Source organism: Amycolatopsis sp. NPDC003865 (genome assembly GCF_053605345.1).
The window spans coordinates 67,884-87,208 of the sequence record NZ_JBSGJA010000021.1 but is presented as its reverse complement, the minus strand read 5'-3'; the positions used below and the strand labels follow the sequence as shown (position 1 = coordinate 87,208).

13 protein-coding genes are annotated in these 19,325 nt (G+C 71.6%); 2 read left to right on the top strand and 11 right to left on the bottom strand.

Features of this window, described 5'->3' with window-relative positions; translation table 11 throughout:
• Window positions 1–2: 2 nt before the first annotated feature.
• The 9 genes from ACWEVP_RS38270 to ACWEVP_RS38230 all read right to left on the bottom strand — a co-directional run bounded on the left by ACWEVP_RS38270 (window position 3) and on the right by ACWEVP_RS38230 (window position 9,060).
• Window positions 3–539 (bottom strand): hypothetical protein, encoded by a 537-nt coding sequence (locus ACWEVP_RS38270; protein ID WP_452067464.1) that lies wholly within the window; start codon window positions 537–539, stop codon window positions 3–5.
• Window positions 540–950: 411 nt separating this feature from the next.
• Window positions 951–1,823 carry a transporter substrate-binding domain-containing protein gene (locus ACWEVP_RS38265; RefSeq protein WP_452067463.1) on the bottom strand — a complete coding sequence of 291 codons (873 nt, stop codon included), beginning with the start codon at window positions 1,821–1,823 and terminating at the stop codon, window positions 951–953.
• Window positions 1,824–1,884: 61 nt separating this feature from the next.
• Window positions 1,885–3,108, bottom strand: a complete 1,224-nt coding sequence (locus ACWEVP_RS38260; RefSeq protein ID WP_452067462.1) for a 2-hydroxyacyl-CoA dehydratase — start codon at window positions 3,106–3,108, stop codon at window positions 1,885–1,887.
• Window positions 3,105–4,121 carry a 2-hydroxyacyl-CoA dehydratase gene (locus ACWEVP_RS38255; RefSeq protein WP_452067461.1) on the bottom strand — a complete coding sequence of 339 codons (1,017 nt, stop codon included), beginning with the start codon at window positions 4,119–4,121 and terminating at the stop codon, window positions 3,105–3,107. The genes ACWEVP_RS38260 and ACWEVP_RS38255 overlap by 4 nt, the downstream gene beginning before the upstream one ends.
• Entirely contained in the window at window positions 4,118–5,356 is a 1,239-nt protein-coding gene (locus tag ACWEVP_RS38250) for a CaiB/BaiF CoA transferase family protein (protein ID WP_452067460.1), read from the bottom strand. The genes ACWEVP_RS38255 and ACWEVP_RS38250 overlap by 4 nt, the downstream gene beginning before the upstream one ends.
• On the bottom strand, window positions 5,353–6,492 hold the full coding sequence (locus ACWEVP_RS38245) for a CapA family protein (RefSeq protein WP_452067459.1): 1,140 nt from the start codon (window positions 6,490–6,492) through the stop codon (window positions 5,353–5,355). The genes ACWEVP_RS38250 and ACWEVP_RS38245 overlap by 4 nt, the downstream gene beginning before the upstream one ends.
• Window positions 6,489–7,274 carry an amino acid ABC transporter ATP-binding protein gene (locus ACWEVP_RS38240; protein ID WP_452067458.1) on the bottom strand — a complete coding sequence of 262 codons (786 nt, stop codon included), beginning with the start codon at window positions 7,272–7,274 and terminating at the stop codon, window positions 6,489–6,491. The genes ACWEVP_RS38245 and ACWEVP_RS38240 overlap by 4 nt, the downstream gene beginning before the upstream one ends.
• Window positions 7,271–8,146 carry an amino acid ABC transporter permease gene (locus tag ACWEVP_RS38235; protein WP_452067457.1) on the bottom strand — a complete coding sequence of 292 codons (876 nt, stop codon included), beginning with the start codon at window positions 8,144–8,146 and terminating at the stop codon, window positions 7,271–7,273. Before ACWEVP_RS38235 ends, ACWEVP_RS38240 begins: the two co-directional genes overlap by 4 nt.
• The gene (locus ACWEVP_RS38230) at window positions 8,143–9,060 is read right to left on the bottom strand and encodes a transporter substrate-binding domain-containing protein (RefSeq protein ID WP_452067456.1); all 918 of its coding nucleotides are present in this window, start codon (window positions 9,058–9,060) and stop codon (window positions 8,143–8,145) included. Before ACWEVP_RS38230 ends, ACWEVP_RS38235 begins: the two co-directional genes overlap by 4 nt.
• Window positions 9,061–9,272: 212 nt before the next feature.
• On the opposite strand from ACWEVP_RS38230, the gene ACWEVP_RS38225 reads away from it, so the two are divergent.
• Complete coding sequence (locus ACWEVP_RS38225) at window positions 9,273–10,262, top strand: PaaX family transcriptional regulator (RefSeq protein ID WP_452067455.1); 990 nt, start codon at window positions 9,273–9,275, stop codon at window positions 10,260–10,262.
• A 369-nt stretch (window positions 10,263–10,631) separates the two neighbouring features.
• Complete coding sequence (locus ACWEVP_RS38220) at window positions 10,632–12,230, top strand: hypothetical protein (protein WP_452067454.1); 1,599 nt, start codon at window positions 10,632–10,634, stop codon at window positions 12,228–12,230.
• Between the two features lie 7 nt (window positions 12,231–12,237).
• Here the strand turns inward: ACWEVP_RS38220 and ACWEVP_RS38215 are convergent, their stop codons facing one another.
• Both ACWEVP_RS38215 and ACWEVP_RS38210 read right to left on the bottom strand, forming a co-directional pair.
• The gene (locus ACWEVP_RS38215) at window positions 12,238–12,714 is read right to left on the bottom strand and encodes a hypothetical protein (RefSeq protein ID WP_452067453.1); all 477 of its coding nucleotides are present in this window, start codon (window positions 12,712–12,714) and stop codon (window positions 12,238–12,240) included.
• Window positions 12,711–19,280 carry an RHS repeat-associated core domain-containing protein gene (locus ACWEVP_RS38210; RefSeq protein ID WP_452067452.1) on the bottom strand — a complete coding sequence of 2,190 codons (6,570 nt, stop codon included), beginning with the start codon at window positions 19,278–19,280 and terminating at the stop codon, window positions 12,711–12,713. Before ACWEVP_RS38210 ends, ACWEVP_RS38215 begins: the two co-directional genes overlap by 4 nt.
• Window positions 19,281–19,325: the final 45 nt, after the last annotated feature.

Here is a 19,325-nt window from a genome sequence, read left to right as displayed (position 1 = left end):
TGTCAGAAGTTCTTGGCGGTGACGGTCCAGCCCGGGGTGGCGCACAGACCGCAGCCCGCGCCGAGGAAGTAGTCCCGCGCGGCGCGGTTGCCGTTGAGGGTCAGGTCGAACCAGTTGACGAGCACCCGCACGGCTTCTTCACGGACGCTCGGGTCGGGGTTGCCGTCGCGCTGCCCGTAGACGAACCCGGTGTGGCCGGCGGCGGGATTGGTGGCGCGGACCGCCGGGACGGTGACGAGGTCGTAGTTGGCCCCGCTGTTCGGGTAGGCGACGTCGGCGGGACCGCCGTCGGCGAACAGGACCGGCGAGTGCAGGTTCCGCAGGTTCTCCCGGCCGTAGCCGAGGGTGCCGTCGGCGAAGAACCCGCTGTCGAGCGAAAGCACCGACTTCACCCGCGGGTCCGCCCCCGCGACCAGGGCTTCGATGCCGCCGCAGGAGTGCCCGGCGACGCCGATCCGGTGGGTGTCGAGCTTGGTCCGCAGCTCGCTGCCCCGCCGGTCGTCTTCCCGTTGCGCCCAGGTGATCGCGTCGAGGATCACCTTCGGTTCCGGGGCTGCCGTTCTCGGTCAGGGCGGGCTCGTCGAACCCGCCGACGGCCACGACGACGAACCCGTGCGCGGCGAGCAGCGTCTCCAGGGTGAGCAGCTCGTCGTTGCTCGTGTGCCGGCACGCGCCGTTGCCGAACACCACGACCGGCAGGCGCCCGCGCACCCGGTCCAGGTCCGCGGGCCGGTAGACGGTGTACTCGGCGGCGTAGTCCCCCGTCCGGGCCGCGCCTTCGCGGACCACCGGGTGGAACACCGCGGCCGCGGGCGGCGCCGGGGCGGCCGCGACACCGGCTTCGGACGAGCCGGACGAGCCGGGCACCGTCGCGGCGGCGACCGCGACGAGGACGGTCGCGGCGGCGACCAGAGCGGGCTTGAGCCGGGCGTGTCCCATCGAATGTCCTTTCACCGTGGGGTGGCCGCGTTGAAGACCGGCTTCGGCACCGAGACCTGGTTGAGCCCCCAGCGCGACATGATCCCGACGTACGTGCCGTTCTCGAACAGCTCCTCGAACACCTTCTGCAGCACCGGGCCCAGTCCGGACGACTTGGGGACGTACAACGCCAGGTCGTCCTTGGTCGCCCCCTGCGCCTCGGTCTGGGTGACGTACTTGTTCCCGCCTTGGCGCTGCGTGACGTCGATCGCCGCGGCCTCGGTCATCCCCGCGGCGTCCGCGCGGCCCGAGCGGGTGGCCAGCAGCGTGGCGTTCGTGTCGTCGAGGCCGACGGTCTGCGTCGCCTTCCGCTTGCTGTCCGTGCAGAACCGGGACAGCTTGTTCAGCTGCTCTTCGACGACGCTCGCGGTCACCACCGCGATGCGCTTGCCGCAGAGGTCTTCGACCCGCACGATCCCGGCCGTCGAGTCGGTGGGGAACACGTAGGCGGTGCGGGTGGTCATCCACGTGATCGTGTCGAACTGCTTTTCGCGCTCGGCGGTCGCCTTGACCGGGCCGTTGAACGCGTCGTACCGGTTGGCCTGCATGCCCTGCAGCGCGGCCGGGAGCCCGGCGACGACGATGGTCCGGGTGCGGACGCCGAGCACCTGGCCGATCGCGGCCTGGAAGTCCGCGTCGATCCCGGTGACCGTGCCGTCCGGCGCGACCGTCCGGTAGGGCGGGTGGGAGTCGCCGGCGAACCGGATCTCACCGGCGTCCTTGATCGCCTGCGGCAGCGCGTCGTGCAGGGACTGCACCACCGGGAGGTTCGTTCCGGTGGCCAGGCCGGGGGAACCGGCGCCGACCGTGCACCCGGTGGCGGTCAGCCCGAGGGCGGCGGTCACGAGGAGCGCACTTCGGCTTCGTCGGCGAAGTGGGGATCTCATCGAGGTCCTTTCCAGACGGTCAGGTCAATCCGTCGAGCCACGCGGCCATCCGCGTGTCCAGGTCGTCGCCCGTGCGGGCGTCCACGTTGTCCGCGTGCAGTTCGAGCACCGGGATGCCCGCCGCGCGCAGCGCGCGGGTGGTGAAGTAGCTGCCGCGGGCGTCGTCGGAAACGAGGTGCACGACGCCGTCGACCCCGTGGTGCCGCGCTTCCTTGACGTACCACTCCGCCGACCACGGCGGGGTGTAGAGCTGGTCGCTGAACGCCGCGAACCGGGCGGCCAGTGCGCGCAGCGGGTCGTCGCCGTAGCGCAGATAGCCGTCGGCGGCGATGGCCAGGTACATCGACCACACGAAAACCGCGCCGTGCGATCGCTGGAACCGCTGGTAGAACGCGAGGTCGAACCACAGCCCGCGGCCGATCCACATCAGCCGCAGCCGCTCGTCCGGGCACACGGCGACGCCGTCGTCGATCCGCGCGCGCACCTCGTCGTGGAACGCGCGCGCGGCGTCCCGCGCCCATTCCGTGCCCCGGTGCCACTGCGGCACCATGACGCTGGGAATCCCGTCGGTGACGGCGATCGGGCACGGCCGGGCCGCGGCGATCAGGTCGCGGGTGCGGCGGTTCCACTCCTGCTGCTCGTTGACCAGGTCGAGGACCTCGCGGAAGCGCGTCTCGGAGAACACGCGGCCGGTGGTCTGCTCGAGGAACCGGATGAGCCCGGTCAGCTCGCCGGTCAGCAGGTCGAGGCGGTCGCTGCCGATCGCCTCTTCCCAGCGGTGCGGCATCAGTTCCCACCACCGCTCCGGGACGGCGTTCTCCGCCGCGCTCTCCAGTGGGTAGTAGGTGACGCCGGGCTGGGCGTCCCAGACGTCGAAGATCTTGCGGGACGCGTCGCCGGTGGTCTCGCCGAGCACGATCGTGGGCGCCGGCAGCCCGCCCCACGGTGCCTGGGCGGGATCGTCCTCGAACGCCGACGCGAGCGAGGTGGCGCTGTACTGCTCGACGTAGTCGGGGTAACCGCGGTCGCGCAGCAGGCCGAGGTAGCGCTGGGTCTGGCGTTTCGCCGCGACGATCGAGGCCCACCACTGGTTGACCACGTAGGGGATGCCCATCGCGCGGAAGATCTCCTGGGGCGCGTCCGCGTTGACCAACGCCAGCGGGCCACCCTCGGCGCGCACCCGGGCGAACCACTCTCGCTGGTAGGCGGTCGCGGTGGTCGCCGACGCCAGCCGTTCCGTCATGCCGCCGCCCCCGCCGGTGCTAGTAAGGCCAGCGCTTCCGAAGTCAGCCGGCCGTACGGCTGACGCTCGGCCAGCACCGCGGGCAGGCCCGTCGCGGCCCGCTGCTCCGGGAAGTCCCACGGCGGCGCGTCGTCGTGGAGACGCGCGTAGGAGAACAGGATTTCCGCACCGCACGCGCGAGCGGCCGCGGCGGTGTGCGCGGCGCGCTGCCGGATCGACGCGCGCGGTGCGGACGGGCCGTTGTGCTGGTAACGCTCGGCGAGCGCCAGCTCGGTCGGCGCCGCGCAGGTGCGGGCGAACAGCAGCTCGCCCCAGTCGTGATCCTCTCCCACGACGACGAAACCGTTGCGCTCCAACGTTTCGTACACACCCGGACCGTCGTGGGAACTCCCGGTGAGGAACAGCCGGACCCCTTCGGTCTCGCGCGGGCCGGCCGGCACGCCATCGACGAGCGCGACGGCCTCCGTGACCGGAAGCCTGGTGGTTTCGGCGACGATCTCGAGGAAGCGCGTGCCGCTCAGCCGGTTCGCCCGGCGCAGGTCGGCGAGCCGCCCGAGCGACCGCCGCAGGGCGTCGTGCGCGGTGATGGCCGCGGCGAGGTCGTCGTCGCCGATCGGCCGCCAGCGGCCCAGCCACTCGCGCAGCTGCGCGATCTTCGCGTGGACGTACCGGGTGGTCGTGTGGTGCGGCAGGTGCAGGACGTCGACCAGGCGGACCGGCGGCAATCCCAGGGCCGGCTCGACGCGGTGCAGCTCCCGCAAGGCGTAGAACAGCCGCAAGGACGCTTCGCAGTCGCGAGAGACGACGATGGCTTCGAGCGGCCCGTAGTCCCCGGTGAGGATCCGCGTCAGGACCGAGCGGGCGACCGGGTCCACCCCGCGGCCGAGGTAGCGGTCGCCGAGCGCGTGGTCCGCGTCCGGGTTCCCGGTCAGCCGCCGGGGCAGCAGCCCCGCGGCGGTGATCAGCTCGACCGGGACGTCGGCGCCGACGTACCCGACGACCGGGGCGCTCAAATCACCGCCTCCGACACCAGCTCCGCCAGCTGCTCTTCGGTGTAGCCGAGCAGTTCGCGGTAAACGTGCTCGTTGTGCTCCCCCAGCCCCGGCGCGGGCCGGTCGAGGGAGACGCGGGCGGCGGAGAACCGGATCGGCACGCCGGTCCCCGCCAGGTCGGCCACGTCCCCGTGGCGCGGGTGCCGCAGCGGCACGACTTCCTCGCGCGCCAGCACCAGCGGGTCCCGCACCGCGTCACGCGGTTCGCGAACCTCGGCCGCGGGCACGCCTTCGGCGGTGAACGCGGCGAGGATCTCCGCGAGCGGCCGCACCCGGCACCACTCGCGGATGAGGCCGTGCAGCTCGTCGGCGGCGCGGACGCGCTGGTCCCGCGTCCGGTAGCGGTCGTCCTCGGCCAGCTCCGGCCGTCCGATCGCGCGCAGGACGCCGTGGGCGAACGCGTCGGTCGGCGCGCAGAGGGCGACGTACCCGTCGGCGGCGGGCAGGATCCCGAACGGCGCCAGCCGGGGCACCATCGACCCCGTGCGCTGGGGCAGGCCCACCGCGTCGAAGGCGTCGAAGGGTTCGCAGGCGACCAGCGACGTCAGCGCGCCGAGCATCGACACGTCGACCCGCTGTCCCTCGCCGGTGTGCTCGGCCTGCAGCAGCGCGGACACCGTGCCGACCACCGCGAACAGCGGCGCGAGTAGGTCGCCGATCGGCAGGCCGAAGCGGACCGGGCCCTCGTCGGGCTCGCCCGCGGTCATCATCACGCCGCTCAGCGCCTGGATGATCGAGTCCATCGCCTTGCCGGAACCGGGACCGCCTTGCGCGCCGAACCCGCTGATCGAGGTGTAGACGAGCCGCGGGTTGATCTCGCGGACGTGGTCGTAGGAGATGCCGAGCCGGTCGGTGACACCCGGGCTGTAGTTCTCGACCAGCACGTCGGCGTCGCGGACGAGGTCGGTGAACACCTTGCGGGACCGCGGGTTCTTCAGGTCGAGGGTGACGCTGAGCTTGTTGCGGCCGCGCAGCAGCATCGACACCGAGAGGTCGTCGTCGTGCCGTCGGGCGAGGTTCAGCCCGTCGCGGCCGACGTAGGGCGCGTTGTTGCGCGAGGAATCCCCACCCGTGGCGGGGTTTTCGACCTTGATGACGGTGGCGCCGAGCCCGGCGAGCAGCAGGGTCGCGTACGGTCCGGCGAGCGCGGTGGTCAGGTCGATGACGGTGCGGCCGGCCAGTGGCTGGTCGGTCATGAAGGAACCCCCTCGGTGAGATCGACGAGCACTTCGGCGCCGCGGGTGGTGAACCGGGCGTTGAGCCGGGCCCCGCGGGTGATGTCCTCGACGTACTTCGTCACGGCCTCGCCTTCCGGCGTGCCGCCGACCGGGACCGGGCGGCCCCGGTCGTCGATCCAGCACGGGACGAACCCGGCTTCGCGCAGCCCGGTCCCGTCGAAGCGGCAGAAGGCGATGACGGTGTTGCGGCTTTCGGGGTGGAACGGGAAGAACGGCATGTCCGGGTCGGGCGCGAAACCGTAGAGCTTCGTCCGGCGCTCGGCCCACGCGCGCAGCTCGTCCGCCCCGACGCCGGCTCCCGGTGTCAGGGCGTGGGTGACGGTCGCGAAGTTGCCGAGGCCGTGGAAGATCGGGCGTCCTCTGTGGACTTCGATGCCGCGCATGATGTGCGGGTGGTGGGAGAACACGGCGTCCGCACCGGCGTCGACCGCCGCGCGGGCGACCGGGCTTTCGTACATCGCGACCTCGACCGGGGTGTGCCCGACGCCCTTGTGCAGCGACACGAGCACGACATCGGCCTCGGCACGCAGGCGGCGCACGTCGCCGGCCATCGCCTCCAGGCTGTCGGGGTCGGCGAAGGTGTAGATCTTCGGCGGGCCGCCCGGGCTCGCGTGGTCGAGCTCGTAGTGGGTGAGGACGTGCACGTACGCGCACCCCGGCTTGCGGGAGCCGGCCCAGGACTCGCGCGGGCCGACGCAGTTGTAGGACAGCACGCCGACGCGCAGCCCCCCGCGTTCGACGACCGCCGGGCGCCGGGCCTCCGCCAGGTTCGACCCGGCCCCCGTCGGCACCATGCCCGCCGCGCGGGAGTAGGCGATGGTGTCGGCCAGTCCCCCGGCCCCGGCGTCGAGGACGTGGTTGCCCGCCAGGGTGACCACCTCGAACCCGGCCTCGGCCACCGCTTTCAGCGCCGCGGGATCCGCCGGCGGTGCGGGGACGTCGGTGCTCTGCTGCACCGCCGTGGTCGAGTGCGGCACCTCGATGTGGCCGATCGCCAGGTCCATCGCCTTCAGCACCGGCGCGGCCGGGGCGAGGAAGGACTCCGGGTCCGGCTCGTCCAGGATGAGGTCGCCGACGGCGCCGACAGTGATCACGAGACACCTTCCTTTTCGGACAGATGGCGGGACAGGAAGGCGCGCAGCCGGTCGGTCCGCGGCCGGGTGAACAGCTCGGCGGGCGGGCCCTCCTCGACGATCCGGCCCGCCTCCATGAACACGCACCGGTCGGCCACCTCGCGGGCGAAGGTCATTTCGTGGGTGACCACCACCATCGTCGTGCCCGCCGCGGCGAGGGTCCGCAGCACGGCGAGGACCTCGTCGACCAGCTCGGGATCGAGGGCGCTGGTCGGTTCGTCGAACAGCATGATCCGAGGCCGGACCAGGACGGCCCGGGCGATGGCGACGCGCTGCTGCTGCCCGCCCGAGAGCTGGCGCGGGTAGTGGTCCTCCCGGCCGGCCAGGCCGATGCGCTCGAGCAGTTCCCGCGCCTCCCGCTCCACTGTGGACCGATCGCGTCCGTGGACGCGGATCGCCGCGTCGGTCACGTTGCGCAGTACGGTGAACTGCGGGAACAGGTTGAACTGCTGGAAGACCATGCTCATCCGGCGCCGCTGGGCGGCGATCCGCCGCTCGGTCAGCGGCCGCAGCCCGCCCGGCGAGCGGCGGTGGCCCAGCAGCTCGCCGTCGAGGTACATCGCGCCGCCGTCGATCGGTTCGAGCTGGTGGGCACACCGGACGAGCGTCGACTTGCCCGACCCGGACGGCCCGATCACCACGACCGCTTCGCCTTCGTGGACGTCGAGGCTCACCCCGGCCAGCGCGGTCACCGCGCCGAACTCCTTGCGGACGTCGCTGATCCGCAGCACCGGCGCGCTCATCGGGCGCTCCGGTGGCCGCGGGAGAACCGGCGTTCCAGCCGGCGTTGCCCGGCCGTCAGGAGCGTGACCACGACGAGGTACCAGAAGCAGGCGACCAGCAGCATCGGCACGATCTCGTAGGTGCGGTTGTAGATGACCTGCACCGAGTGCAGCAGGTCCGACATCGCGATGACCGACACGAGCGCGGTGCCCTTGAGCACGTTGATGAACTGGCTGCCCGCGGGCGGGATGATCACCCGCATCGCCTGGGGCAGCACGATCCGCACCAGCGTCTGGCCCGGCGGGTAGCCCATCGCCCGGGCCGCGTCGCGCTGGCCGGGGTCGACCGACGACACCCCGGCGCGGAAGATCTCGGCCAGGTAGGCCGACTCCACCAGGGACAGTCCGATCACCGCCGCGGTCAGCGGCGTGATGACGCTGTTGGCGTCCCACGTGCCGAACACCGGGCCGAACGGGACACCGATCGAGAGCCGGGGCAGCAGGTAGGCCAGGTTGAACCAGAAGATCAGCTGCACCAGCGGCGGGATCCCGCGGAACAGGCCCACCCACAGCGTCGCCACCCACCGGGCGGGTCCGAACCCGCTCAGCTGCATCGCCGCGACCACCCCGCCGGCGAGCGACCCGAGGACCATCGCCGCGACCGCGAGCAGCACCGTGGTGCCCAGGCCGGCCAGGACGCTCTTTTCGAACAGGTACTTCGCGACGACGTCCCACTGGAACCGGGAGTTGCCGACCAGGAAGACGACCAGCTGCGCGGCCAGCACCACCAGCACGAGCACGAACAGCCAGCGCAGCGGGCGGAACCGGCCGCGGGCGCCGGCGACGTCCTCGTGGACCGCCGCCGGTTCCTCCACAGTGGACACGGCGGTCATTTCGCGGACGCCGCGTCGAAGATCGGCGCCGGGACCGTGACGTCCTGCAGGCCCCACTGCCGCATGATCCGGGCGTAGGTGCCGTTGCGGAACAGCTCCTCGAACGCCTTCTGCAGGACCGGGCCGAGTTTGCCGGCCTTCGGCGTGTACAGCGCGAGGTTGTCCTTGGTCGCGCCCTGTTCCTCGGTCTGCGTCACGTATTCGTACTGGCCCTTTTGCTGCGTCGTCACGTCGATCGCCGCGGCCTGGGTCATGCCGGCGGCCTCCACGCGGCCGGACTTCGCGGCCAGGAGGGTGGCGTTCGTGTCGTCGAGCCCGACCACCTGCACCGCCGGGTGCTGCTGCTGCTGGCAGAACGCGGACAGCTTGGCGAGCTGCTCCTCCACGACGCTGGCGGTGACCACCGCGACGCGCTTGCCGCACAGGTCGTCCGCCTTCTTGATCCCCGCGGCGGAGCCTTCGGGGACGACGTAGGCGGTGCGGGTGGTCATCCACGTGACGGTGTCGAACTGCTTCTCGCGTTCGGCAGTGGCTTTGACCGGCCCGTTGAAGGCCTCGTAGCGGCCGCTGAGCATGCCCTGCAGCGCGGCCGGCAGCCCGCTGACGATGGTGGTTTCCGTGCGCACGCCCAAGAGCTGGCCGAGCGCCTGCTGGAAGTCGTGGTCGATGCCGGTGACGGTCTTGCCGTCCGGGCCGACGGTCCGGTACGGCGGATGCGAGTCCCCGGCGAACCGGAGGACACCCGAGTCCTTGACGGCCTGCGGCAGCTGGTCGTGCAGGGCCTGGTCGGTCGTGAGAGCCGCGGCCGTCGGGGCGGAGGCGGTGCCGTCGTCGACCGTGCACCCGGCCAGCGCGAGACCCGCGACGACCGCGGCGAGCGTGCTTCGACGCCATTGACGAAGTGAGGAACCCATGTCGTGTTCTTCCTGCGGAAGGGCCGTCCGGAGGGGGCGGCGCGAGACCCTGGAGAAGCTATTGGTTGCTATCTGGGCGCCGATCGTCGCATGATGTGTCGCGTGATTCAACCCCTCGCTTCACCCGGCCGGCCGGCACTGCCACCATGGACACCCGCGGTGGGCAGCTCCGCCCGACCGCCGAGCCGAACCCCGGAAGAGGCAGGCGCGCGATGACGGTGACGCCCTCGGGTCCGCTGCCCCGTGCCCAGCAGGGCGCCGAGCCGCAGCTCCTGCTGACGTCCCTGCTCGGCGACTTCTGGTACTGGCGCGACGAGCACATCCCCTCGGCCGCCCTGGTCGAACTGCTCGGCGAGTTCGACATCAGCCCGGCGAGCGCGCGGGCGGCGATCCGCCGGCTGGCCGCCCGCGGCCTGCTCACCGTGTCGCGCAGCGGGCGGACGACGGCGTACGGCATCCCCGCCCGCACGTCCGAGGTGATCATCGAACGCACCCACCGGATGCTGACCTTCGGCACGACCGCGCCCGAGTGGGACGGGCGGTGGACGGTGGTCACCTTCTCGGTGCCGGAGCAGGATCGCGGGCTGCGCACGGCGCTGCGCTCACGGCTGCGGGTCCTGCGGTTCGCCGCGCTCTACGACGGCGTGTGGATCAGCCCGCACGACCTGACCGGCCCGGCGCTGACGGCGTTGGACGAACTCGGCCTCCGCAGCGCCACGGTCTTCCGCGCGACCGAGGTCCCGGGACCGGCCGCGGCGGTCACGGCGTTCGACCTCGACCCGCTGGCCCGGGAGTACGGGCAGTTCGTGGAGCGCTACGAGCAGGTGCTCACGGGTCTGGACGCCGGCCTGATCAGCCCGGCGCAGGCGTTCCGCACGCGTACCGAGCTGCGCGTGGACTGGCGCCGGTTCCCGGAGACCGACCCGGACCTGCCGGCGGAGCTGCTGCCGGCCGGCTGGGCGCGCGACCGGGCCCAGAAGGTGTTCCTCCAGATCTACGACCGGCTCGGTCCGCTCGCGGAGCTCCGGTTCCGCCAGGTGCTGGCCGCGACGGACCCCGCGCTGGCCGAATTCGCGTCGCACCACGACTCCGTGAAGGTGGCCGAGCTGTTCGCCGGCCTGGGCGACCGCCACCCGGCGGGCGACACCCCGTTCGAGCAAGCGGCCGAAGCCCGCCGTCTGGACGACGCGCGTCGCGGGTGAAGGACGGCAGTTCGCGGGTCGTCCGTGCGGGGGCTGGTCGTGGATCGGAACTTCTCCGGGCCTGGCCCCCGACGGCCGACCGCTAGTGGGTTTCCATGATGGCCCTCCCGGACCGGACCGGCTTTCGTGAACATCGCCCCGGCAACCGCTTGCTGCCGGCCCGCACCACGAAGCTAGCCAGCCGCGCCACGAGTCGGCGCGGTCGCTTCCGATCCGAAAATCCGTGCAAGAGCGCTGGACATCCACGCGTCCGAGCGCTAAAAGCCGCGGTCACGAACCGGCGTCCCCCACACTCCGTTCAGCGGCTTGCCACGCGCGGCGAATCGCGGGACGGTGGCTGGTCCAGCCGTCGAAAATCGCGGAACCCCCATGACGTCCACCACCTCGAAACCGATCGGGTACCGGCCCACCGAACGATTTGCCGCGTCGCCGCCTGTTTCCGCGCGCGCCCGCGTCGGCTGGCTTCTGCGCGTCAACCGGGTACTCGGCACCCGGTCACGGAACCGGAGCCTGAGCGGTTTCGCGCAGGACTTCGCGCCGGACCAGCGCATCGCTCCCAGCACGCTCTCCCGCTGGGAAACGGGAAAGTCCGCCATCCCCCATTGGGCGCCCGCCCGCTACGAAGCGACCCTCGCCTTGCCGTTCATGCTGTTGTCGGCCGCGGCGGACACGTCTTACCGCTATCACACGCGGCCTTCGCCACTGATTCCGAACTGGGCGCAGCGCCGGCGGCCGCCCGCGCCCGGACCGGTACTGGATCAGCTGGTGGATCGCGCGATCGGCGGCGACGTGCTGACCGCAGGCGACTGGGACCGGCTCAGCGAGCTCATCGCCAGGCGCCCACAACTCGTGCTCTCACCCGCGACGACCTGGGCGCGGCTGACCGAGCGCTTGCTGACCGAGCTGAGCATCGCCGACGGCGTGCAGTGGATGGTCCGGGCCGAGTCCTACCACCGGCTCATCGCGCATCCCCGAGGCCAGCAACCCGCGATCTCCACCGCCACGGCCGCGGCCGACGACAGCTCGGCGCAGAGCATGATCGGGCACCTGTCGGTGTTCACGGCCAGCTCACACCCGGCAGCCAGCACCTCGGTCATCCGGCACGTCACCGACCCCGCGACGATCCGCACCTTCTACGGAGCCCTGCTGACCAGCGTCAAGAAGGTGCGCTACGGCCATTTCAGCCAACCACAGCTGCGGTCGTTGATCCCCGTGCTCCACGAACTGCTGTCCGGGAACCACGAGGAGGCCGGGCTCGCGGCGCGCATGTTCGCCGCCCTGCCGCGCGACCTGCGCGCACAGCTGCCGCGGCGGATCCGCACGGCAACCGGTCCCGGCGCGGCCGCCACCGCGGACGAATCCGTCGTCCGCCTCTGTGACAGCGTGCTCGGCACCGCGGCGGGGGACGGCGAACTGCCACCGGATCCCGTGCTCCCGGTGCTGGTGAACGAGATGCTGGCCGACCCGGTCTTCGACGTCCGGCTCTGCGCCATGTTCCTGTTGTACGCCAGCCCGTACCGGCCGCACCTCGCGCAGGCACTGGCCACCGAACTGATCACCCTGCTGCGCCGCCGCACCGAACGACGCCGCACGCTCCGCATCCTCGAGTCGTTGCGCGTGCTCGGCGGGCCGTCCCAGCGAACTCTCGTCGAACGGCTGCTGCTCGCACGGGACCTGCCCGCCGAGATCCACGACATGGCCGCCTACACCCTCGGCCACATCGGCGGCCGAAGCACGATCACGTTCTACCGCACGGCGTTCTCGCGGTACTCGGGTGACTGGGCCCGCACCGGCGCGGCACACGACGCGAGCGTGCTCGACCGGCTCGTCTACGCCTCCGGGATCCACCACGACGACGGCTTGCTCCGCGCCGCCGCCTCGGACCAGACGCTGCCCGGCAACGTACGCACAGCCGCCGCGTGGTGGCTCGGCTTGCCACCGCACTTGCGTCACAGCGCGACCCTGTGAAGGGCGTTCAGCGGTCCGCGGCGTCCGGGAACACGTAGTGGACGTCCGACCCCCGGTCGAACAACCGCCATTGCTCGATCGGACCGCCGGAGGCCGGGAAGACTTCGATCACCACCGCGCCCGTCAGCTCCAGCGTTATCGTGCCCGCCCGGCCCAAAGCCGCCTTTTCGACCACGTACTCGACCGACTGGAAACGCTCGCTGACCTGACGGGCCCGTTTGTCGAACATCGTCGCGTTCCCGCGGTACGCCTCGTCCGGGTCCGCGTCCGCCGTCGCGGGGTAGGCCATGTCCACCGAACCGAACCAGGTCGTCTCGCCGCGGCACACCCGGAACGGGCACTGCGCGTGCAGCCAGGTTTCGACCTCGCCGCGGGCGAATCCGACTTCGGCGATGTTCACCGTCCTGCTGAAGCCGATCACCCTGGCCGACACCAGTTCGGCCAGGGCGGCCTTCAGCTCATCGACCGTCGACAGCGGACTCATCCTCCACAGAACAGGTGCAGGCCTTCACGGAGGATCCCATTGTAGTCGAGCCCGCGGTGGCTGATCGCGTCGTGCCAGGTGCGCCGGTCCGCTTCGGTGAGCCGCTTGCCGAGCTGGGAAGCGCGCCGCTGGATCTCCCGCCACGCGCTGTCGGCCTGCTCCTGTTGGACGTCCCGGCTCTTCGACGTGTGCCAGCCGTCGTCGTCGTCATCGTCGCCCGGGTCCCACTCCATGTCCTCGAACCGGCCGATTCCGCCGGCCATGGCGGCCGTCATGCCGCCGGCGGCCGCGCCGGCCGCGCCGATCACCGCGACGGCGCCGGCGTCGATCGCGATCGCGCCGCCGACCCCGACGGCGATCGCGCCGCACGGTTCGAGGACGGCGCACGCGCCGATGGCCAGCGCCGCGCCGGCGACCATCAGGCCGGCGGTGAACGAGCTCCAGAAACTGCGGCCCGTCGGATCGGTGTAGTTGAGGGGGTTGCCGCCGGTGTAGGCGTACGGCGTGCGGGTCTGGTCGACGAGCGGGTCGACGGTCAGGAACTGCGCGGTCGCGGGGTCGTAGTACCGGGCGCGGAGGTAGACCAGCCCCGACTCCGCGTCGGTGTACTGCCCGGTGTACTGCAGCGGTGTCCGGGCGGTGCCCGCGGCCGCCGCCCGGCCGTACGGGGTGTAGGTGTAGCTGCCGGCGACCGCTCCCGCGTTGTTCAGCAGCGCGACGGTCGAACCCACCTGGTCGTGCACGTACCAGAACGAGCCGCCCGCGCCGACTTGTTCGAGAGGCGTCCCGCCCGGGCCGTACAGGTAGCTGTTCGTCCCGTCGTTCAACAGGTTCGGCGTCGCTTCGGCGTCCCAGACGAACGGGGTGGTGACCCCGGCGACCGTCTTCGAGACGCGCAGGTCGTCGCCGTCGTAGGCGTAGGCCGCCGAAGCCGGCCCGGTGAGGCTCGTCAGCCTGCCGACCTGGTCGTAGCCGAAGGCCGCGGAGCCGGCCGTCTTGCGCTCGCCGAGGTTGTCGAAGGTGTAGGCGGTGGCACCGGCCGGAACCGCCGCACAGGCGGGATTGCTCACCGTGCCGCTCGGCAACGACCAGCACAGCCGGCCGGCCGGGTCGAACGCCTGCGTCTCGGCGCCGACCGTGACCGGGTTGTTCGCCGCGTCGTTCGCGTAGGTGGTGACGCCGTCCGAACCGAGCTGTTCGCGGGCGGAATAGCCGAAGTTCTGGGACGTCGAGCCGACCGTCCTGGCCGACAGCTGGCCCATGGGGTCACGGCCGAACGTCATCGACACCGCCGTGGCGGCCGTCGTGCCGGTCAGCGCGTCGGTGTCGTCGTAGCCGTTGGTGACCGTGATCCCGTCCGGGTAGGAAGTGGTCTTGACGGCGTTGTCGTTGTCGTAGCCGAAAGTCGTCTTGGCGGCGTTCCAGTCGGTCACGGTCTTGAGCCGCTCGGCGTCGTCGAAAGTGCGCACGACCGGCGTGGTCTGGCCCGGGTAGGTGATCGACGTCAGGTTCCCGTTGTCGTCGTAGCCGTAGCCGACCACGGCGCCGGAGCCCTGCTTCTGGGACGTGATCTCGCCGAACGTGTCGTAGGTCCAGGCCGAGGTGCCGGTGCCGTCGGTCATCGACACCCGGTGGCCCGCGGGGTCGTACCCGTAGGTGACGCCGGGAGTCACTCCGTCCGAATAGGACACCGTCTTCGGCTGCCCGGCCGCGTCGTAGCCGATGGTCACGACCCGGCCCGCCGGGTCGGTGGTGGACAGCGCGCGGCCGGCCGGATCGAGGTGCGTGCCGGTCGTGCCGTTGTCGGCATCGGTGCGCGAGTTCTTGCGTCCCTGGCCGTCGTAGCCGTACGTCGTCTTGGCGTTGAGGCCGTCGATGGTGTCGGCGACGGTCCCGTCCGGGTTGTGGTCGGTGATCTGGGTGGTGCCGTCCGCCTGCGTCACCTTGCCCAGCTGGCCGACCGGGTCGTAGGACGACGTCGTGGTGTGGTGGTTGGCGTCGGTCACCGAGGTCTGGTTGCCGTCGGCGTCGAAACCAGCGGACGTCTGGTGGCCGAGCGCGTCGGTGGTGAGGGTGACGTGGCCGTGCGCGTCGTGGCCGTAGGTCGTGCACCCCTTCGCGGGCGGTACACAGCCCGGGGCGACCCCGGCCGCGACGCCGTTCCCATCCACAGTGGACGTGAGCAGGCCGGTCCGGACGTCGTAGCCGGACCGGGTCTCGTCCCCGGCGCCGTCGGTCACCGAGACCTTGTTCCCGTAACCGTCGTACCCGGTGGTGGTCGTCTTGCCGTTCGGATCTGTGGTGCGGGTCCGGTCGCCGGGGTGGGCCGCGTCGTCGTAGTAGAAGTTCGTGGTCCGGACCGGCGCCGGGCCGAAGTTCCCGGTGGTCGATTCGACCACGTTGTTGGCGCGGGTGACCGTCGTCGACGTCGGCACGCGCACCCCGGTGGCCCCGGCGGGGATGTGGTCGGCCTGGTCGAACTGGCTGACCGTCGCGACACCGTCGGGGTCGACGGTCTCGACGAGGTTGCCCGCGTCGTCGTAGCCGTAGTCGGTGGTGAACCCGAGGGCGTTGGACTCCGAGGTCTTGTTGCCGTGGTCGTCGTAGGTGAACGTCTGCAGGCCGCCGTCCGGATCGGTCAGGGTGCTCACCCCGAGGGTGACCGGGTCGTAGGTGTAGGACGTCGTTCCCGCGTCGGGCGTGCCGTAGCCCTTGGTCTCCGAAACCAGCAGGCCGTTCTGGTAGGTGTCCAGGTTCCGGTGCCCGGCCGGGTCGGTCACCAGGGTCTGCCCGGCCGCGAGACCGCCGTCCGGGCCGTAGGTGAACGTCGTGGTGTGCCCGTTCGCGTCGGTCTGGGTGTGCACGCGTTCGGCGCTGTCGTAGACCATCGACGTCGCCGCCGACGCCGGTCCGGCGAAGTTGGCAGGCGAGCGCATCGACGTCATCAGGTGGTCGCCGTCGTAGCCGTACTTCGTGTGGTCGTCGTCCTTGAGGACCGGGGTGCGCGTGGTGCCGATCCCGTAGACGTCCGTCAGGTTGCCGCCGGTGTCGTACCCGTAGGTCACCTGACGCCCGGCGGTGTCGGCGAGGCCGGTGATGTGGTTGCCGGTCCAGGTGAGGGTGTACGCGCGGGCGCCGGGATCGGTGATGGTCGCGAGGTGGCCCGAGCCGTCGTAGGCCAGGGTCGTCCGGTACGGCGGCGAAGCCTTGCTCCCGGCCAGGTCGGTCTCCGCCGTCAGGCGCCCGCTCGCGGTGTCGAACGTGAAGATCTGGCTGCCGCGCCGGGTGTACACGTACGAGGAGCCGGACTTCACCAGTGTCGCGTCGAACCGCGGTGCCGTGGGCGTGTAGCTGCCGCCGCCGGCGACGAACGTGACGGAGGAGCCGTCTTCCTGCTTCACGGTGACGTTGCCGGTCGAGCCGTCCGTGGCCGCCGTCAGGTTGTAGGAGAACGTCCAGCCCCAGCCGAACGGGCCGTCGGCCGAAAGCGCCTTGTTGGGGCCGTTGGGGTCGGCGATGCTTTCGGCGTAGGTGCGGTTGAAGTTCAGCGCCATGCCGCGCCCGGGAGTGGCGAGATCGGTGAAGCTGTCGCCGAAGTAGCCGGTCGAGGTGTCGACCGGGTCGCCCGCGGTGCGGCGGGCGCAGCCACACGCGATGTAGGCCGGGTTGGAACCCTTGGGCGCGTCCTGGATGCCCGGCGGGCCGCCGATCGGCTGCCCCGGTGTGCCGCCCTGGGGCACGAACGCGATCGCGTCGAAGGCGACGTCGAAGTCCGAGTAGCCGTAGCCGCCGTTGTCCTGGGAGCTGCCGTTGTTGGTCAGGGTGACGTTGCCGCCGTTCTGCATGGCGAACGTGCCGATGGTGACCCACTGTTCGGAGTTCCAGGCCTGGTTGACGCGGATCTTCCACGGCGCCACGCCGCCACCGGGGTTGACGTTGTAGACCACGTTCGTCGCCTGCGCGCCGAGGCCGGGCAGGTGCAGCTTGACCTTGTAGTACTGCAGCGAAGGCAGGTTGGGCGTCCACACGCCCGTGTTGATCAGCGCCGGGTTCGAGCCGTTCTCGGTGTGGGTGAACAGGACCCGGCCGCCGAGGCCGGTGCCGAGCTGGTGGGTGTCGATCGCGCCGATCGGGTCGCCCGCGGAGTTCGTGCCGTAGGTGTAGGTGAACGTGCCGTTGCTCGACCAGTTCGCGCCGCCGCAGCCCTGCAGGTTCAGCCGGTTCGGCTCGTCGTCCACGATGATCGAACCGCCCGGCACCTTCGAGGTGTCCTGGCTGCACGTGGGCGGGTTCTGCGTCGGGTTCGCCGGTTCGGACCCGCCCGAGACCGCGTACGGGCTCGTCGCGCACGTCGTGGCGCAGCCGGGGATCCAGGTGACCGGGTCGTGCCACCAGCACTGGAAGTCGTCGAGCATGCAGTGGCTGGCGCCTGGGTTGGACGTGTTGGTGTTGTTCGGGTCGCACTGGTTGGCTGCGAGCGAGCACATCGTGGTGTACGGCGCGGGCTGCACCCAGTGCTGGCCGCCGTTGTAGGTCGGCTTCGCGTAGGCCGGGCTGCCGTAGCGGATCAGCGGGCTCGCGGTCCAGCCGAGCACGCGCTCCTGGTACGGCCAGCTCGCCGGGTGCGCCGCGTCGGCGTAGGTGTCCTGCAGGTACGGGTCGCGGTTGGGCGGGTAGTCCAGGTTGGCCGGGTTGTTGGTCCAGCCCAGGCCCCACGTGCCGTGCGGGCCGGTGCACGTCGGACCCGGGGTGCAGCCGGTGGTGTTGCCGTTGGCCGCGTTCGGCTGGATGCCGGAGTTGTACGCCCAGGCCGCGAAGTACCAGTTCTCCAGGTAGCGCGGGTCGGCGTTGTTCGCGGTGATCCCGGCGCTGTAGAGCTGGTTCCAGGTGGTCTCGAGGATCTGCAGGCCGGCGGCGATGTTCTCCTGGTAGTCGACCGCGACCTTCCACTGGCCGTGCTCGGAGAGCGAGTGGTCGCCGATGTGCATGCCGTCGGTGACCTGGCTGATCCCGTAGCCGCAGTCGGAAGCGGCGTAGTTGATGGACACGATGTCGCCGCCGGCGCCGTAGTAGCTGGCGATCAGCGGGTCGCCCGCGGTGCCGGCGGGGGCGTGCCAGGACGCCTGCGACCAGTTGGACTCCTGGGCCATGATGCCCTCGAAGATCGAGCGCGGCACGGTGTTCGTGCCGCCCGCCGGGTGCGACAGCGGGATCAGCGGGAAGTCGCTGTTCGGCGCGTACGCGACGAGACCCAGGTTCCCGAACCCGGCCGGGCGCGTGTAAGCGCTTCCGGTCAGCAGGCCCTGCTCCGCCATCTGCACGGCCCAGTTGACCTGCGCCGGGTTCGGCTGCATCACCTGCCGGTTGGCGGCCAGCGGCGGCACCGCGCACTTGGGCGATTGTGCCTGGGTCGTGTTCGGTGAGACGTTCGCGGCCGGCGCCGCGTCGGCCTTCGGGCTCAGGCGGTTCGCCCGCGGTGCCGGAGCCGGGCTCCCGGGGACCGCGGAATAGGTGGGCACCGCGGTCGCGATCCGGGCGGTGGCCGGGGGAACGGCGGGTGCGAAGACCTTGCCCGTCTTCGTGGCCAGCACGGCGAGCGTCGGCTTCCGCCCGTCGGCGTCCGGCCCGAGCAGCGCGTCACCGTCGAGCGATGCCGTCGAAGCACCGCGGGCGAGATTGGTGTCCGCGACAGCCGTCACGTTCGCCGCGGCGAGCAGGCCCGCGTCGGCCGCCGTGGCTCCGGAGAGGACGGCATGTCCCTTGCGGCCTTGCGACAGCTGCATCCGGGCGAGGTCGCCGGTGCCGAGGGTCGTGACGACTCCGCCGTGCTCGTGGGCCGCGGTCGCGGTCTTGGCGCCGGGAGCGGTGTGCAGGAAGCTCACGCCGCCGTCGGCCGACGGGCGAACGTCGTACACCGCACCGGGAACGGTGGCGACGACGGCGGGGTTTCCCATGGCGGGCAGGGAAACCACGTGGTTGCCCGCGACGCCGACGACGCCGGTCCGGGTGGGCACGGCCGAGGTGATCTGCCCCGGCGCGGTGATCGAGCCGGTGATCTTCCCGGTGGCGAGGTTCGCGGTCAGCAGCCGGGTGTTCCGGTCGGCCGCGACGGTGAAAACGGCCTCGTCGTCGATGCCGCAGCCGGGTGAGTAGTACTTCAGGCCGACGCCGCCGGCCAGCGCGCGCACCGCGCCCGAGGTGAGGTCGACGGAGTAGGCGAAGGCGCCGTGGTCGCGCGCCGCCTGGGTGTTCACCGCCGAGGCGGGCAGGATGGCGAGCGCGGCGAACCGGCCGTCGCCGGACACGCATTGGTAGCCGGTCCACGACGAGTCGTCGAAACCGGCGGGGTGGATCAGCGCGATTTCGTGCCAGGCGAAGCCGCTGCTCTCCCGGCCGGCTGCCAGGTGGTAGCCCTGCGCGTCACCCCAGCCGTCGACGGCGATGTCCGCGGACTTCGCCGCGTCCGGGCCGAAGTCGGCGGGCTTCGCCGGGAATGCGGGATCCGGTTTCGCGGCCGCCGAGGGCTTCGCCTGGGCGGCCGAGACGACGCCGGCCGTCAAGGCCACGACGCTCACCAGAACCGTGAGCAGCCGGGCGAACCGGAGTGCGGA

Coding starts and splice junctions, on each gene's coding strand:
- ACWEVP_RS38240 (WP_452067458.1), bottom strand. CDS start 7,274: ATGAGCGCGCCGGTGCTGCGGATCAGCGACGTCCGCAAGGAGTTCGGC.
- ACWEVP_RS38260 (WP_452067462.1), bottom strand. CDS start 3,108: ATGACGGAACGGCTGGCGTCGGCGACCACCGCGACCGCCTACCAGCGA.
- ACWEVP_RS38220 (WP_452067454.1), top strand. CDS start 10,632: ATGACGTCCACCACCTCGAAACCGATCGGGTACCGGCCCACCGAACGA.
- ACWEVP_RS38250 (WP_452067460.1), bottom strand. CDS start 5,356: ATGACCGACCAGCCACTGGCCGGCCGCACCGTCATCGACCTGACCACC.
- ACWEVP_RS38215 (WP_452067453.1), bottom strand. CDS start 12,714: ATGAGTCCGCTGTCGACGGTCGATGAGCTGAAGGCCGCCCTGGCCGAA.
- ACWEVP_RS38230 (WP_452067456.1), bottom strand. CDS start 9,060: ATGGGTTCCTCACTTCGTCAATGGCGTCGAAGCACGCTCGCCGCGGTC.
- ACWEVP_RS38225 (WP_452067455.1), top strand. CDS start 9,273: ATGACGGTGACGCCCTCGGGTCCGCTGCCCCGTGCCCAGCAGGGCGCC.
- ACWEVP_RS38235 (WP_452067457.1), bottom strand. CDS start 8,146: ATGACCGCCGTGTCCACTGTGGAGGAACCGGCGGCGGTCCACGAGGAC.